Here is an 18,126-nt window from a genome sequence, read left to right as displayed (position 1 = left end):
AAATTTAGAATGTAATGTTTAAGTTAACTGACCATGTTCTAAGTGTTGGATAGGCTTCATACGAAGTATCATACATGTTACGATAATGGTCTGGGTATGGATTATACAAATCCCAAAGATTATTTCCTGTAACCCCAATGCTTGCATTAGAAATTTTAAGCTCAGACAAAATTTCTTTAGGAAGTTGAAAACCCAGAGTTAAGTTTCTTACTGTACAACGGAAAGTATTTAATTGCCAGAAATCTGAAGCAGAACCAAGCATTGATGAATCATAATAAGCTAGGTTAGGATATTTACCATCTGTGTTATCATCTCCATACATATCACTCCAATAACTCTCATGTGCCCACATATTATGAGTTGAACCAACACCTTGTTTCACTACATCAACTGATCTATAACCTCCCCAAGATGTAGCGATTTGAGTCTTCATAAAAAATGATTTATAAGACATCCCTAAATTAGTAGTAAATCCATAAGTTTTATTCTTGTTAACTAACTTTGTAAAATCCTCTCCTGTCATAATTCTTCCATCAGGTCCTTTTTGAACTCCTGTTGTACTATCAAAAACACCACCTAAATCTTTATAAGCCAACATTCCTCTTCTCATTCCTGATACATCTATAATACCATTATAATTTGGAGTACCTCCAGCAGCTGTAGCCCTTTCAGTTAAGTAATTCCAATACTTTTGAATATCTTCATCAGTACGTAAGATCCCATCACGTGTAGAAGTATCTTTCCATGTTTGGAATCCCCATTGTGGATAAATTAATGATGTATCTTCCCTTCTTTGATTAGTAGATGGTAATGCATACGGAACATCGTAATAAGCTCCTTGTTTAGCACTAGCAAAACCGAAGTTTACCCCTACATTATATCTAAAATTATCTTTTATTTTATCATTCCAATTAATACTGAATTCTGCTCCCCAAGCATCAATACTCGCTAAGTTTTCTTCTGCAAAACCTCCCCCTACAGATATCGGCACTCCAACTGTACTTGCTGCTGCTGTTAACATTTCTTTTGTCCTATCATAGTACAAATCTGTTGTTATCTGCAATCTGTTTCTTAAAAATGCTGCATCTATACCAAAATTATTTTTTACTGTAGCATCCCAACCTACATTTCTATTTGGTGATACTCTTGTATTAATTCCACTTCCTAAAGTACCTCCTGCATTTACACCTGCAGTTGTGCCCGTACCAAACACGTATCCTTTATCAGCAATTATATCATAGTATGTTGCCCAACGCCAAGGTAAAATATTATCCTTTCCGGTTTTACCAATAGAATAACGCAATTTGAAATTATTTACGCCTGGTAAGATATCCTGAAACCAATCTTCTTTAGACATTACCCAACCCGCTTGTAGTGAAGGGAAAAAACCATAGTAATTTTCAGGTGCAAATTTTGTAGATGCATCAGTACGGAAAACAAATTGAAATAAATATTTTGATTTATAGCTGTAATTCAAACGACCTAAATAAGAAAGCGTTCCTGATTCGCCTCTTAGTGCCGTTGAGTTAGAAGTAGAGAGAGTCCCTGCTGTCAAATAAGTTCCTAAGTAGTCAGCCGTTGTTCCTTCATAAGCCAAACGTGTACTATTGTATTCTGCTTCTGACTTTTCAACAGCAGCCATAGCACTTATTTCATGATTTCCGAAAGTTCTGTCGTAATTAGCAAAAAAGTTAGTTTGAGTGCTTTTATTAAGAGCTGTGTCATAATAAACCCTTGCATTTCTTACATTAGTGTCTATAGAATAATCTGAGTCAGTTGCCCCACTAGCTAAGTGATTATCCTGAGTTTCATAATTTTTAATTCTTGCCATGACATACGGCAACTGAATTTGTTCAGTTTTATCAATATTCTCACTTCTTGCAAAAGTCCCTTTGAAAGACAGTCCTCTAATAAAAGGCACTTTATAGTTTAAAGACATATTGACATTATAACCAAAATCATCATTTATAGATTTAGAACCGTTATCTAAAGTTGCAAAGTAATTCCAACCCGCAATTGTCGTATTAGCATTTGCACTTCCTAAGTTTCGATCAGTTCTAGGAAAAGGCGACATCCAGTATTCTTGACCATTAACAGTTGTTTGCCAAGGAATATATTTTGGCATATGTAATAAATATCCATAATCTTGTTGTTCCCCACCACCATTTGCTTTAGAACCATAGCTACTGTCATTAATGTTTGCAGAAGCCTTAGAGTAAGATTTTTCTGTATGACCTGTCAGTGCAGAAACAGAAGCGGAAAAATCTAAATTTTTAGAAACCTTAGCTGTCATTCCTGCACGAAAGTTCCATTTATCGTATTGTTGTTCTCCAAGATTAGCACCTTGTGTAAAATAATTAGCACCAGCAAAGTAAGTGGCTTTATCATTACCCCCACTAACAGTAAGTGCATGTTTTTGTTGTATAGCCGGTTTCCAAGCCTTATCCAGCCAGTCATAATTCAAATTCTTCATTTGTTCCAACTCATCTGCAGAAAAAAGACTTGCATTATTTGTTCCGGCTCTATTATCAGCTATCAAAAATCGGTTAGCCCAAAGTCCGTATTGATAAGAATTCATTGTTTTACTATGACTTACAGCATCATTTACTGCAAATTGACTGATATAATTAAACTTAGTAACACCCGATTTTCCTCTTTTAGTTTTAACAATTATTGCCCCTTGAGAAGCACGAGAGCCATAAATAGCTGCAGATCCATCTTTTAAAACTGTTAAACTTTCTATCTCAGAAGGATCTAATCTATTAAAAGTATCTAATGAAGATCTGCCAGTAGTAGGATCTATCTGAACCATATCATCAATTACAATCAAAGGAAGATCATTACCACCATCTTTTGACAAAGAAAATGTTTGACGAATCTGAATATCTGCTGCTGTTCCAGGTCGCCCAGAACCTCCATTAATCGAAACACCTGGAACCTGCCCTCTCAGAGCCTCTGATAAATTCGATACGGGTAAATCCTGGATTTTTTCCATATCAATAGTTGCAATAGCACCAGTGATATTATTCTTTTTCTGCGTACCGTATGCTACAACAACAATGTCATCTAATACATTAGAATCTTCCTGTAGCTTCGCGTCTAGATTTGTACGACCGTTTAATGGAATTTCAATTTTCTTCATCCCGATAAAAGAAAAAACTAATGTTGCGCCAGGCTTAACATTAATTTGATATCTACCGCTGTAATCCGTGGTAACAGTATTTTTTGTTGACTTCTCCGTTACGTTTACCCCAGGCAATAGCAAGCCTGAATTATCGGTAACCGTACCTGTGATCTTAATTTGACTGCTTCCAGTTTGGGCATAAGTAACAATGCTCATCAAGGCAAACAGAATAAAACTACATCTTTTTATAAGTGCTTGTTTCATAAATCTTTGATTTAGTTAGATTAATAGTTAGGTTAGTTTTAGTTATAAAAAAACATTCTTAATTGTTTAAAAAAAAGCCAGATTTTGACAGCTATTAAATGCCAGCAGAATTTTAAACGTTAAAAACACATTTATTACTTGATTTCAAAAATATAATGATTGAAAATCACAACTGTCCTGTGGCATCCTGCTTCAAAATTATCCTTAAAAAAAAACCAATAAAAAAACCATATCAACAAAAAAGTGTAAGACAAAATCATGTTACACTAAAAAAAAAAGGAAAATTTTGAATATAACAAGATACAAAGAAAATAAACAAGAAAAAACACCTAAAATCAAGGTGTTTTAATTAAATCAGTTACAATAAAAGCAATTGATTGCATTTTTTTTTCATGGAGAGAACGTAGGAAATCGATTTCTTCTAAGTAAAAAACTTACAAATATAGCATATCTGCATAATCAAAAAAAAATTAAAAAAATTAAAAAAAAATTAAAAAGCCAACTTTTTTGATGTAAATTCTTATTAATGTAAATAAGATTTTATTCATTCTTATGGGTTAATATGAGAATGATCTTTTATAAACCTGTTGTGTTTAAACTAAAATATGGTCTTTTATAATCACAATACTCTTGAAATTTCAGATTATACAATCCAACAGTCTGAAAATGAGTATTTAATTTTATTCAGACAAGAAGATTTGTATCAAACGAGATTTGAAAACTCATAAAGATTTTCTAAAAGCAGCCTTTAAATTTAAAAATACACTTATTATAGTAGAAAAAGTTATTGCAGTTGTTTTTATAATTTTGGATTCCAGCCATTAAGGACTTTTTCTAAATTATACTTTTTAAGATCGGATTTTTTTAATTGATGCGACCATAAAGCTCTTTTGGATAAATCTTTGGCTCCTTCTCCTTTACTGCCAAATTCAGCATAAAACACTGTCTTTTCTTTTTCAGGAAAATTTTTATCGCCTTTCCACGGATTCCAGCCTTCGGGTACGATATGTGACCCCAATTCCGAATTAATAAATACAGTTTGTGCAAAAGGTCTCCAGGGACGTCCGAGAAAAACCTTATCTACCGTATTGTCTTTGGCTGTAAGTTTACAATCTACAAACACAAATCCGTATTGATCTTCCTGAGTCGTTGATGCCGCCGTAACATACGAATTACTTAAACTTTCAATCGTGCAATTGTAAAAATAGGCTGTTGCAGCACCAAAAATAAAATCGGTAGTCCCATTTATGTAACAGTTTTCAAAATAATTTCTTGTACCTCCTTTTGCAAGATATAAAGTGTCCTGGTTTCCTAAAATTGAACAGTTTTTTGCAGAAACCCTGTCTCCCTCGGTATGAAGGGCTACGGCCTGACCTACTTTTCCTGCTGTATTTTCTACAGTCAGATTCTCTATTGAACAATCATTTCCCTGAACTAACAAAGTATAAGACGTATAAGTACTAAATTTTGTGTCTCCCGTAACATCAATTCCTCTGAAAGGTTTTCCGGAATAATCGTTGTATGAAATAATCGTCTTTTCTCTGTCTAAACCTTTTAAAGTAATGTTTCTTTTAAAAGCCGGAATTACTACTTTTTCATTATAAGTACCCTCTTTTATTAAAATTACAACACGTTTTTCGGCATGATCCCTTACTTTGTTAATCGCCTCCTGAATGGTTTTAAAATCTCCGGAACCATCCTGTGCCACAGTTAATTCAAATCGGTTATCTGTTGTTTGCGCTGAAATCACAGCGATATTAAAGAGCAGAAAAAAAGCCACAATATATTTCATAAGATTAAGATATGGTTATTAATTTTTAAGAATATTCATTTCCATCAGCCACATTTCACAAATACCAGTCCATAAATTGGCAGATCCGGGGTTGTTTCGCAATGCAATCGCATGTCCGCCCTGATTGAATATATGAAGGCTCGAAGGGATTTTATTTGCGAGCAAAGCATCGTAAAAAAGCAAACTGTTTTTTGGCGATACCGTTTTATCATTAAAAGCATGTGCAATAAAAGTGGGCGGAGTATAATCGCTTACCTGAAACTGTAAAGAATATTTTTTTATTAATTCAGGAGATGGATTGGAACCAAGCAGATTTTCAAAACTCCCTTTATGACTTTCTTTTCCCATATCAATGACCGGAGAAATCAATATCATAAAATCGGGTTTAAAAGAGTAAGGATCATATTCATCACCAATAAGAGAAAAATCATCTTTTATTGTTCCAAGGCTTGCTGCCAAATGTCCTCCTGCAGAACAACCCATCACGCCGATTTTGTTAGTATCAATTTTCCAATTTCCTGCATTTTTTCGAATAATTCTCATCGCTCTTTCAGCATCCTGAAGCGGTGCTTTTTCTCTTTCTATAATATCAGGAGAAATGGGTAACCGATGCGTCAGTACAAAAGCATTTATTCCCATTGTGTTGAACCACTTTGCCAGTTGAAAACCACTGATATTATATGACAAATGATGGTAACCACCACCGGGAATTATCAAAACGGCAGCACCTTTATTTTCTTGATTGGAGGTAAAAAAAGCGTGAATACCCGGCGTTCCCACCTGCATTACACGCTCATTATTGATACTGTCCTTAACAACTAATCCTTTGGAATTTGGCATTTTGTACTTCGTCCACAGCGGAATAAATTCCTGTGCCTGCATTTGAACGATTGCAAATAAAACCAGCAGGAATAATTGTTTATTTTTCATTTAATTCATTTATGATGTTAATGCGACAACCAAACCGACATTTCGCCTTTACCGTTATTTCCCCATGCAAAATAAGGAATTAACTTCAAAGTATATTCTTTACTGTCTTTTGCCGAAAGCGGTTTGTACAGTTTTTTGTCCCAGGAGGTATCATTATTAATTGATGAACTGGCAGTTATACACAACAATTGTCTGTTGCGGATTTTGATAAAATCTGTTGTGAATTTAGAATTGACATCCAAGACAACATCATTCACTTTTGTATTGGCAGGAAGCTCATTCGATTCTAAACAATATACAATTGGTCCTCTTTTTACAGCCACCTGATTTTTTATTTCTTCGACCAATGGATTCGCCTGCATCAGTTCAACCGGCATTGGAATATTCAATTCGATGACATCTCCCTTTTTCCACTTTTGTGCTATTTTTTGATACGACCCTGAAGCTATAGTTTCATTGATACTTTTCCCATTCACTGAGATCGTTGTCCCCTGACTCCAGCCAGGAATTCTTAATAAAAAAGCGTAAATATCTTTTGGTGCTTTTAGAATTTTCAAAGTAATTTTGCCATCCCACGGATAATTGGTTTGCTGTTCGATTTCAATTTTTTCGCCTGTGAGCGTAGCCGAATTCAAATTATTACTTCCATACAAATTCACATACAATCCTTCTTTCGAAAAGTTATAAGCATAGTTGCCCACCTCAGCAATAGTTCTGGTCACGTTCGGGGCACAACAATTAGATAACGCAATATAGCCTTCGCGTTCTTTGCTCCAACGCTGCTTAAAAGGTAAATCTTTAGAAACATTCAGCGGATTATTATAAAAGAATTCCTTTCCTTCCAGACTTATTCCTGATAATACACTATTATATAATGCCAATTCAACTATATCTGCATATTTGGCATCGGCCGTAATCTGAAGCATTCTCCAATTCCATAGCACATTCCCAATGTTCGCACAAGTTTCTGTATGCGCGGTAGCATTTGGCAATTGAAACGGTCTTCCGTAGGCCTGATGAATTTTCTGTACATCGGCAGGATTGTATGAAGTACCATCTGGAGAAACGCCGTCATACAAAGAGCCGCAGGCACCTGTAATGTACATTTTGCGGTAGGTCACATCATCCCAGATAGACTCTAAATTATCCAGTAATTTTTTCTCTCCGGTTTCAGCATATAAATCGGCTACACCTGCGTACAGATAATTAGCTCTAACCGCATGTCCCATTGCAGTAGTTTGTTGTCTAAACGGAATCCTGTCCTGATTGTCATCTGTTCCGTCATTTGTAGTTCCTCTGATATCAATAAGATTATTCGCTAATTCGAGATATTTGGGATTTTTAGTCGTACGGTACATTTCGACAATTCCCATATAATGAGATGGGCAAATGGCATTTCGTGCCAATTCCGGTGAAGCTTTTTTGTAAAAATCATACAAAAAATCAGCAACCCCTTTTGCAATATTTAAGAAATTGGTTTTCGCAGTTGCCCGGTAATGAATGCAGGCTGCCGTCATTAAATGCCCCATATTGTATTTCTCGAAACCCAGTTGCTTTTTCACTTCTTCCGGGCCAAGCGTGCCCCAGCGTTCATCGATTAAAACCGGTGTGTGCAGGTAACCATCTTTACGCTGTACTTTAGCAAATAAAGCAATGGCCTTATCCATTTCGGCATCCAGTTTTTTATCTTTTGTTACGGCATAAGTCGCTGCCATTCCTTCAAAAATCTTGTAAAAATCGCCATCATGAAAAGAGGGGCCTTTAAAAGTTCCCTTAGTTTCTCCGGCTGCAATTTCGAAATTCGCGTAAGCATGAGATACTTCGTCATTATGATACAAATCCCACATATACGGCAATGTGTTTTGGGTTTCAACATCAAATTGTTCTTTCCAAAAACCGCTCGTCCATTTCACATCCTGTAAACCTACACACTGTAATTTAGAATATGGGCTTTCAGAATTGGCTACCAAACCTTTGTTTTGCGCAAAAATTACTGTTGAAAAAAATAAAGACGATATGATGATGTTTTTTTTCATTTTGATATTATTTTATCTGCTACATCTGCGAGAGCGTAATTTTCACGCAGATTTGGCGGATTATTTTTTGCTTTGTAAATTAAAATCTGAGCAGATCTCTTAAATCAAATCTGCCTCAGACCTTTGTATTATTTCACAAGGAAATTAATGGTACGGCTCATAGTATCTCCATCAGCATCTTTAACTGTCAATACAAAAGATGCCAATCCTGCCTCAATAGCTGTAAACTGTATGTCTTTCCCTTTTAATAATACGCTTCCGTTTCTAAGATCTGAAAACGTAAATACCGGACTTGTTTCGTATCCTTTAAAATAATCTGCAGCATTTAAAACTGCTTTCTCTCCCGATTTTATAAAGAAATGTGGCTGAGCCATCCAGTCCAGATAATTATCTAACTGTGTGAATCCGTCCTCATCCAGATCTGAGTTAGCATCCGAGAAATCTCCTGATTTGGAATTTTCGTTTAAGCTGAATGCTTTTTCCCACCAGTTTGGCAGACCGTCATGATCAGTATCCCATTCAGCATCACGGGTTTCAGAAGTAAAATCAGGCCATCCTCCAGCATCAAATTCATTATCAATCATTCCGCCTAAACCGCTTTTGCTTCCTTTATACGTAAATGTTCCTTTTAGAGTTTCATCAATAATCCGGTTATCGTGTTGATCAAAAAACGGCTGGTTAGCACCCACATCTGAAAGCACATTTTTATAAGCTCCTTTTGCAGATTGTGTGTTTACATAAGATTCAAAGAAAGGTTTCTCTACAAATGTTTCGTAATTTAACACTTCATTATTTGAAATAGTTGACTTACGGCCTTTTTCCTGAGACTTCTCATCAAAATAACCCGGCATCACATTACCATCGAAGAAATAACGCTGCATTCCTTTTCCAACTCCTTCATGCTGTGCATTTAATGCTACAAAAATATCAGTTGAAGCCCCTGGCTTATAATAATTGTTCACAAAATTGACTTCGTTTGCTCCTCCGTCAGTAGTTCTTTTTCCCCAGTTGTACACCACATTGTTTCTAATATCGACTCTTCCGGTATAAAATCCATCACCACTTAAACCACCACCAATACTCCAGTTACGTCCGTAATTATGTGCCAGTAAATTGTGATGAAAACTTCCAACATCACCACCAATAGTCGCTGCATATCCGTGCATTTTTCCAGCCTCATATTTATCATGCCCCGCTACATTCAAAGCTTCCGAAATTAAAGTTCTTTGCAGCGTAATGTTGTGTGCTCCACGCGAACTAAACGACTCATCAATAGTCCAGCTAATGGAACAATGGTCAATAATACTAACATTGGCTCCGGTTAATCCCATACCGTCAAACGTTGTTCCGCCACCGATGCGGACTTTCAAAAATCGGACAACTCCATCATTTCCTGTCAATCCAATTGGTGCCCTGCTGATTGTGATTCCTTCTCCGGGAGCTGTTTGTCCGGCAATAGTGATGTATGGCTGATTGACCACTAACCTTGATTTCAATTGGATATTTCCCGAAACATTAAAAACGATCGTTCTTGGTCCAATTTCCTGATTTACGGCATCACGCAAACTTCCTGGTCCATCATCGTTTAAATTGGTTACTTCTACTACTTTTCCGCCACGTCCTCCAACTGCAAAACGCCCATATCCTTCTGCTCCCGGAAAAGCCAATTGAGCCGGTTTGAATGACCAGACATTTCCTAAAGTCACATTTCCTTTAGCATCTACTTCATCAACACGCCAGTAATACGTTGAACCACTGTATAAATCAGAAACAGAAAAAGTACTGTCTGTTAATTTTCCTTTGAATTCTTTTGAGGATTCGTTAGCATTGGCTACAGCATTTTTATCTTCTCCAAAATACAACTTATGCGTAACAGCGTTTTTTGAAGCATCCCATTCCAACAAAACCTTTTTATCAACTGTAACAACATGTTCGTTGGCATTTTCGGGTTTTGGAGAACGTGCCTGATTCATTAAGTTTGGTGTATCGATTTCAAAACCATTGATTACGATTTGTTTTACAACATCAGGATTTGTCGTTGGATCAATTTCGAAACGAATAACTATATCTTTAGCTTTTACAGCATTAAAAGTGATATAAGCCATTGATGCTTCTACTTTTGAATTCGCTCTCTGACTTGCCTTTACGGTTTCTGCTAATTTTCCGTTTACCAAGATTTTTATTGGCGAAAAAGTTTTTCCCGTAATAATATCAAAAGCATTGTGAAAGGTTAACAAGGTATGTTTTCCCGGTTTTAATCCGCTGATTTTCATTTCTAAATTTTCGGCAGTAACCAGACCGTCACTTCCTAACCTGTTATAATAAGGCGCATTCATACCAACTTTATACCATTTAGAAGTAAAATTCCCTTTCAATTTAAACGACACCTCATTGAACGTTTTTTGGTCTTCCTTATTCTCGTTGATAACCCACGAATCATAACCCGGAGCATGAACTTCTTCCAGTCTTCTCTGAAAAAAATCAAAATCAACTTTTACAAGTTGTTTCGAAGTATTTTGTGCGTCTAGGTTTGTTGCCAAAAGTGTTGCCAAAGCAGCATAACCAATTAATTTCTTTATCATTTTTTTAATTTTATTTTATTTTTTCTTCTGTCGATTTGCCCAACAGATTTATAATAGCTGTCTTCCTTTCTTCCGGAATTACCTTTAAAATTTTCAATTTTCCATTAATAAGTTCGGCTTCAACTGTTGTATTTTGTGTAGCATACAATTTAAAATGAACATTCCATTCTTTTGGCCAGGCCGGAAAAAGATACATTTTTCCATCAGCTTCCTGCAAAAGCATTTCCTGCATTCCAATCATTCCCGCACCGCCCCAATTATGATCTGGAACCCAGTCAAAACCCGGACCCCAAAAGGCTGGAAAACGTCGGTCAGAATCAGCCATTTTCAACAGATTGTATTTTTTAGCTTCCTCGGTCAGTCCCAAACAGGCAGAAAAAATATTATCCTGCTTCCAGCCAATATGACTTCTGAATTTTATCGCATCGGGATCGTATTTCCAGGTATTCAAAGCAGTTTGTAAATCAGGTTTTCCAATGCCGTAAATCCCCCATGGATACACCGGATACAATTGAGGTACTTCTGAATTATTGATGCGTTCCCAGGATTTGGCAGGAAGCAATATTTTATGATTTTCGATTTGACCAAAATTCAAAGGCGGAATTCGTTTTTGAAAACCTTTCAAATAATCGGAGTCTTCCTTAGACAATTCTTTTGAAGAAAGGTTTAATAAATTTTCTGAAATTACGGTCAAAGCCGAAATCGTACTATTCGCATTATTTGCCATTTTATACGTTTCCGCTCCCGAACCCGGAAAAAGAATCAAATGTCCGTTGCCATCCAATGCTTTTCTGCCTCTTTGTTTTGCGAGATATTGATAATGTTCATCAAAAAATCGCAAACAACTCATAATAAACGAATTGTATTTCTGAATGTCTTCACCGGCAAATTCTTTCTGTTGCAACATCATTTGGCAAAACTCAAAAACGGTATCCCACTCATACTCCAGCCAGGCGTTGTATTCCATTCCCGGATCGTAATCAGCTGGGCGTTTCCATTCGTATTCGGCCGGATTGGGCAAACCGAAATTTTCTAATTGTTCAGTAAAAGATGCACCGCCGTGATTCCAATACACCTGCGAACGCAATTCGGCATTTTTTTGAAGACTCAAATAATAATCCAATTGCGATTTCATCATATCAAAATCACCGCTTTTCACCATCGGAAAATAAACCAATCGCTGGTTCTGAGCTGTCATCGTTCCGCCTCCCCAATTTCTGAAATCGGGTGTGAAATTTAAATCGGGATTGGTAAAAACCGGATCAACTGTAAACAATCCTCCGTTGAATTTCGTTGGGTATTTTCCGTAGGCATTACAGCCCAGCATATATCGGAACAACTGATAATTCTGCCCGATTTGATACACCGAATCTTTTGTAGTGGAATTGCTTTTCTGGGTATAAATAAAACTGCGGTTCCAGAAATTATTCCACCATTTTATCGTGTTCTTTTCTGCTTGTTTTACTGTGTTTTTATTCGAAGAAACCAAACTTTTCAATCCGTTATTCCAAGTAGAAAAATCAGATTGATTGGTATTCAAATAAATTTCTAATGAATGCTTTTTAGAAGGTTTTACACTCGACAAACTGAATCCTTTAAAATCTGTATTTTGATAAGTTCCCGAATACGTCCCGTCTGGTTTCAAATTTTCACCGGTCATAAACCCACCGAAAGTTAAATTCGCAATCGGATTGAACATTTGGTCTTTTAATGATTCCATTTTCTGCTGTTTCACTGCAACATCAAAAACAGTTTGTTGTCTATTTTTGTGATAAAACTGAACTCCGTTATTTTCAAATGAGATGGAATCTTTAAAAATTACGATTTCGCCCTGAGGAGCCCATTTATACGAATTGGCATTGTTAGCTTTTCCTTTGGAATCTCTATTTTTATGACGCCAGCTTTCATAAGAAGCTGTCATTTTCAAAGGTGTTTTACTTTCTAAATCCAAATGAATTACAGGTTTGAAAACGTCAACCCAAAGTTTAATTTTGGTATTATTTTGAGCAATCAAAATATAGCCATCTTTCAAAAACAATTCCTGACGAAATCCCTCGTTATCTTTAAAAGGATTTGGAGTTAAAGTTACTTTTACGCGACCTAATTTCAACAAAGTATTGTGTTCGTCAAAAGTCCCACTACGGGAAAAATAAAAATATAAATCGCCTTTTTCTACCCATACATTTGCTCCGATATCGCCACCGCCCAAAGGCATCGATTCTGATGCATTGTTGCTTTGTGTCGTCCAGATTTGATTGTAATTATTGAGTACAGGGATTTGCGCCTTTACTAAAAGCGTGAAGAGGAAAAATATGTAAATCTTGTATTTCAAACTTATTATTTTTTTATTTTATTGTTCTTCTAGTTTGTCATTCTGAGGAACGAAGACACGAGCGAAAGCGAACTGGCGAAGCAATCTCCGCAATCAAAAGCGTCAAACTTCGTCGATGCTGTAAACGAGGATTCTTCGTTCCTCAGAATGACAAACTGTGTAAAAAACTACCACTCATCTGTTCTAAAAGAAGAAATCGGCAAACCTCCCCCACTAAACAATTCTGCTTTTACAAAATCTTTAAACAAATAACGAATCGCTACAGGTTTGGCAACTTTATCCGAAGTCAAAACCACCGATTTTCTGCGAACAACCGTTTTTGCAGGATAGAAAATTTTATCTTCCCCCGCCAATTCAAAACCTGTTACTTCTTTATCATAAGACGTAATTCCGTTTTCAACATTATCAAAAGAAACGGTTACTGAACCGTCTTTTATTTCCATCGATTTGTATTTAGGACTTTCAAATTCGAAGCCTTCGATTCCGTAGGTTTTTGCCAAAGCCTGAAACGCCAATCGGTTTCCGCCCTTTTCCTTGTCCATTGGGTGAATGTTATTTTCTTCGCCAACATCCATCAAAACTGCCATTCCAGAATTCGGAATTTCCTTCGAAGCTTTGAGCTGTGCTTCTCTCAAATAAGCCGAATTGTATTTTTCCAGATTATCTTTTGGATGAAATTGCGCATAATTAAACGGAGCGATTTGTGCGTAGTAAAACGGAAAATCCCCTTGTTTCCACAAGCTTCTCCAACTACTGACCATCTTCTTCATCAAAGCGGTGTATTCTGAAGCTCTTTCGTAATTCGATTCGCCCTGATACCAGATACAGCCTTTGATTCCGTACCCAATCACAGGCGAAAGCATTCCGTTGAACAAAGTAGTCGGCACACGATTTGGGTCTTTTGCTAATTCTTCTTTTGTCGTTGGAATTTTAGCGCTTGCAAAATCCTTCAGCATTTCCTGATTCATCCAGGCTTCCATACTCGAACCGCCGTACGAAACATGAATTAATCCCACAGGAACATCTAAAACTTCCTGTAAAAGTGATCCAAAATACCAGGCCGTAGCACTAAAATTTGAAGTTGATTTTGGCGAAGCCACTTCCCATTTTCCTTCAAAATCATCTTTTGGCTCTAAAACTGTCGCTCTCGGAATCGTAATTAAACGAATGTTTTTATTGGTAGATCTTACTATAATTTCATTGCCATTTTTTACAGGCTGACCCTGAAAACCTTTTAAAGGCATTTCCATATTCGATTGTCCGGAACAAAGCCAGACTTCACCAATCAAAACATTTTTAATGGTAATGGTTTCTTTTCCCTGATTCACTTCAATAATAAATGGCCCTCCGGCAACTGGCGTTTGTAATTCTACTCTCCATTTTCCCTGATTGTCGGCTTTTGTTTTGTAGATTTTAGAATTCCACGATGTTTTAACGCTCACGTTTTCATTCTTATCCGCCCAGCCCCACATTGGTGCATTGGACTTTTGCTGTAACATCATATTGTCCGAAAACAGTGCCGGTAATTTGATTTTTGCATTGATTTGAAGACTTCCTAAAATCAAAAAAATCGCAACAATATGGTTTCTTAAATATATCATTTCTTTTCTGTTTTTTCTTTTACAATCGTAACTGGCCCTAATAATCCGGCTTTCAACAATATTCCTTCCTGCAATCTAAAAGGTGCCGTTGTCCAGGTTAATCTTTGTTCTTTTGGTAACTTTTCATCACCAATTAATCGGTTTGCCCAGGTATTGGTGACTTTGATTTCTATAGTATTTTTTCCTTTTTTCAAGGCTTCTGAAATATCTGTTTTATATGGAAATGTCCAGATAGTTCCACATTTGATTCCGTTTATAGTTACCTCAGCAATGTTCGCAATTGTTCCTAAATCGAGCCAAAATTTCTCTTTGTTTTTTCCTTTCCAAATAAACTCTTTTTTATAGATTGCTGTTCCGGAATAATATTTTATCTGATCATTTGTTGAAGTACCCCAATCAAAAAGCTTGTTTATTTTTACTATTTCTTTTGGACCTTTATATTCGGAATCAAATTGCAATTCCCAATTTTCATCTAAGGTCTGAACGTTCTCAAATTCTATACCTTTTTGATTTCCTTTCGCCAGAACTTCTTCAGTTTTCTCTTTAAAAATGACAAAACCGGATTCATTTGCGTCTAAATTTATTGAAACAATTGTTCTTCCGTTTTCAATTTTCCAATTGGATAAAGCCGATGTTTTATCAGTAACAGGATTATACCATTCAGGAACTTTTCCATCTATTCTAAATGAAGCTTCAAAAGATCTTTTTTCTTCTTTTTGATTCGAAATAAAATAAATATCCTCTGTTTCAGCTTTACGATGCGTCCAGGCTATAGTTTCTGAATCTGCTCTGTTTAAATTTGGAAAATAAACATCCTGCGTAATTCCAATTTCTGCAAAATCATTTCCCAAATATGGTAGTTTAATAACTGTTCCTTTTCCGATTTTCCAAGTTGATACATTTGAGTTATTCCAAATTTCATCAATCACATTCTGCCATTTTTTCTGTTCGGCTTCGGATTGCATTCCCGGCTGTATGTTTGGTTTTTCATCTACAAAAATGGTTCCACCTTCTTTTATTAACTCCAGTATTTTTTCGGCTGAAGCCAAAGAAAGCATTTCATTCGGCGCCATTTTATGACTTCCCGGAAAAAATAAAGCACCGTATTCGATTCCGCCTCCCAAAGTGATTTTCCCATTTTCAACTTTCGCCCGGTTGATCAAAACATCCGCATTAAACGAATCGTATTGATAGCCGTTTAACGGATTTATCCATTGTGATAAATCGGTAATATTTTTAGAATAGGTAACTTCTTTTGGCATTTTTGCAGTGGGCTGACCTTCATTTCCCAAACGGATTTTCTCGCTTTCCAATCTTTCCTTTCCAAACACATTCGGAATTAACGGCACCAATCGATCGGGTACAAAAGAGCGTGAAGGAAAATCTTCGCCAATAAAAACCGCTAAATCAATCACCGGTTTTCCTTTTTGTAATTGAAATTGTACTCTTTGACAATATTCAAACCAAGCTTTTCCGGGTTTCCACCACGTTTGGTCTCTTTGGAAAAAAGTTCCGATATCGTCTAAAGTCATTCCCGGTTTTCTATCCGTCCAAGGATTATGAACGAAAACATGATAAAACAATCGGTTAACTCCCAAAGCATAATTTCTGTCAGCCAGCGTTTTTAGATTTCCGGGATGTTCGTCCCAATCCATTCTCAAAGCGGTGAAAGATTCGGCCTGAATAATATCTTTTCCATAAATATGCCCGCCTGAAATGGCGTCAATCATATCAAAAGGTTTATCGTGTGTTGGGCTTTTTAGCCAAAATTCGCCTCCCGGATAATCAACATATTTATAATGCAACAAAGCATCACTCATCATGGTTGGCGCTACGTTTTCTGAACTTAATTTAACGTTATTTTCTTTGGCGATCTGAGCAACGGTTCCGTAGAAATTATCGGCTACCAATTCGGCAATTGTTTTTCGGACATCGTATAAAACCTTCTCTGAAACCTCAGCACTTTCAATTGGAATTCCTGCCATCACAGGCAAATAATCTACCAAATTATAACCGCGTCTTTTTTGGAATTCAGCCTGAAAAACCGAAGACCAGTTTTGGCTTCCACATTCCCAGCTGTCAAAGTGCAGGATTTCTAAAGTTTTAGAAGCCAAATCAGGTCCGATAGTGCGAACCATTTCACCAAACCAATGATCGAGTTGAAAACGAATTAATTCAGGATTAAATTTATCCACTTCTAAACCTTTGCCTGCTCCGCCTGTAGCATTTTCATGTCCGGTTGAAGTATGTCCCATTCGGATAATTTTCCATTTGCCTTTGGGTGCTTTCCAGTTTAAATTTCCGTTGGCATCAACTAAATTGGAAATATTGATGATGTCTGATTTTTTAAATGATTCTGTATTCGGAATTTGGTTTGATGTAGTTTCCGGACTCAAACGCCAAACGGCTCCTGATTTTCCTTCAAAATTATCAATCAACGCCTGATTCGAAAGCGTAATTTTACTCACTTTCAGGTTTTGTTTCCATTTCGCAAAATCTAAATCTTCGGCACCCGGTTCTGTTCCCACAGGATCATACACAAATCTAAAATATTTTGCAGTGACTGGTGTAATGGTATGTGTGTGCGAAAAATCCATGTCCTGCCAGCCGTGACGTGGTGCGATCATTCTTTCGTGGAATTTAAAATTCACTCCGTCATTACTTACTTCAACGATTAAACGCTGTGCCTGAAAATCTCTTCCTTTTGTTTCAATTACAATGGATTTGCAGGTAAAAGACTTTTCAAATTCATATTGAATCCAGCCTTTTTCGGCAAACTTGAAATTTTCGTCTTTTTTAGGATCAGCCAAAAACGAGGCATCTGTATTGTTCGAAGTAGTAACTTTTGGTAATTGTAATTGAGAATTGGTTTGAAACTCTTTTATCGGAATTGCAAAAGTTGCAATGTCTTTATAATAGTCTTTGTAATGTTCGGGAACGGGTAATTTTTTCGTAATTGATTCCCCTCCAGCAATTTCAGTAGTTGACCAAACGATTTTTTGCATTGACATTTCGGGTGTAATCCACGGACCTCCGGCAACAGCAAAGCCATCGGCACCGTGAAAAGCCATTTTTAATCCTAATCGATTCGCTTCTTTAAAAGCCCAATGAACCATATCCCAAAATTCAGGACTCAATTGTAAAACCGGCGGATCTATCAATGGCGGATTTGCCGGCCCTTTGATGGTCATTAAGTATGCACCTGCAATTCCGGCTTCTTTCATCGCTTCTAAATCGGCTGTGATTCCAGGTTTGGAATACGCCGATTTCATCCAATACCAATATACCCAAGGTCTGGAGGATTCGATTGTGGGCTGAAAAGATGTTGTTTCTTTTTTATGGACTTCCTGTGCGGAAACGAATCCCACAAGAAGTAACAACAAGGCAGTCGAAAGTCGTAAAGACGAAAGTCGAAAGTCTTTATTAAAAAGAAAAAATTGTTTTTTTTGAAACATTATTAATTAT

At 36.6% G+C, this 18,126-nt stretch carries 8 protein-coding genes; all 8 read right to left on the bottom strand.

The features are described 5' to 3' along the window. Positions 1 to 4: 4 nt before the first annotated feature. A complete protein-coding gene (locus tag DMB65_RS04315; protein WP_110305452.1) occupies positions 5 to 3,388 on the bottom strand; it encodes a SusC/RagA family TonB-linked outer membrane protein in 3,384 nt (1,127 codons plus the stop codon). Positions 3,389 to 4,187: 799 nt separating this feature from the next. After that, complete coding sequence (locus DMB65_RS04310; protein ID WP_110305451.1) at positions 4,188 to 5,180, bottom strand: pectinesterase family protein; 993 nt, start codon at positions 5,178 to 5,180, stop codon at positions 4,188 to 4,190. A gap of 18 nt (positions 5,181 to 5,198) precedes the next feature. Then, positions 5,199 to 6,110: an alpha/beta hydrolase gene (locus tag DMB65_RS04305; protein ID WP_110305450.1), complete on the bottom strand. Its 912-nt coding sequence runs from the start codon at positions 6,108 to 6,110 to the stop codon at positions 5,199 to 5,201. A gap of 17 nt (positions 6,111 to 6,127) precedes the next feature. Beyond that, positions 6,128 to 8,146, bottom strand: a complete 2,019-nt coding sequence (locus tag DMB65_RS04300; protein ID WP_110305449.1) for an aceric acid hydrolase — start codon at positions 8,144 to 8,146, stop codon at positions 6,128 to 6,130. Positions 8,147 to 8,274: 128 nt separating this feature from the next. Then, positions 8,275 to 10,728: a pectate lyase family protein gene (locus DMB65_RS04295; RefSeq protein WP_110305448.1), complete on the bottom strand. Its 2,454-nt coding sequence runs from the start codon at positions 10,726 to 10,728 to the stop codon at positions 8,275 to 8,277. A 10-nt stretch (positions 10,729 to 10,738) separates the two neighbouring features. Next, the gene (locus tag DMB65_RS04290; RefSeq protein WP_110305447.1) at positions 10,739 to 13,060 is read right to left on the bottom strand and encodes a DUF5703 domain-containing protein; all 2,322 of its coding nucleotides are present in this window, start codon (positions 13,058 to 13,060) and stop codon (positions 10,739 to 10,741) included. 167 nt (positions 13,061 to 13,227) lie between these two features. Continuing rightward, positions 13,228 to 14,661, bottom strand: coding sequence for a sialate O-acetylesterase (locus DMB65_RS04285; protein ID WP_110305446.1), 1,434 nt, complete (start codon positions 14,659 to 14,661; stop codon positions 13,228 to 13,230). Further along, complete coding sequence (locus DMB65_RS04280) at positions 14,658 to 18,116, bottom strand: glycosyl hydrolase (protein ID WP_110305445.1); 3,459 nt, start codon at positions 18,114 to 18,116, stop codon at positions 14,658 to 14,660. The genes DMB65_RS04285 and DMB65_RS04280 overlap by 4 nt, the downstream gene beginning before the upstream one ends. Between the last annotated feature and the right edge of the window lie 10 nt (positions 18,117 to 18,126).

The organism is Flavobacterium cheongpyeongense (assembly GCF_003202435.1).
Lineage (GTDB): Bacteria > Bacteroidota > Bacteroidia > Flavobacteriales > Flavobacteriaceae > Flavobacterium > Flavobacterium cheongpyeongense.
The sequence above is the reverse complement of the archived record's forward strand: the minus strand, read 5'-3'. Positions and strand labels throughout refer to the sequence as shown.

Excerpts from the sequence above, each read along its gene's own strand:
- DMB65_RS04315 (WP_110305452.1), bottom strand. The coding sequence starts at position 3,388 with ATGAAACAAGCACTTATAAAAAGATGTAGTTTTATTCTGTTTGCCTTG.
- DMB65_RS04310 (WP_110305451.1), bottom strand. The coding sequence starts at position 5,180 with ATGAAATATATTGTGGCTTTTTTTCTGCTCTTTAATATCGCTGTGATT.
- DMB65_RS04305 (WP_110305450.1), bottom strand. The coding sequence starts at position 6,110 with ATGAAAAATAAACAATTATTCCTGCTGGTTTTATTTGCAATCGTTCAA.
- DMB65_RS04300 (WP_110305449.1), bottom strand. The coding sequence starts at position 8,146 with ATGAAAAAAAACATCATCATATCGTCTTTATTTTTTTCAACAGTAATT.
- DMB65_RS04295 (WP_110305448.1), bottom strand. The coding sequence starts at position 10,728 with ATGATAAAGAAATTAATTGGTTATGCTGCTTTGGCAACACTTTTGGCA.
- DMB65_RS04285 (WP_110305446.1), bottom strand. The coding sequence starts at position 14,661 with ATGATATATTTAAGAAACCATATTGTTGCGATTTTTTTGATTTTAGGA.
- DMB65_RS04280 (WP_110305445.1), bottom strand. The coding sequence starts at position 18,116 with ATGTTTCAAAAAAAACAATTTTTTCTTTTTAATAAAGACTTTCGACTT.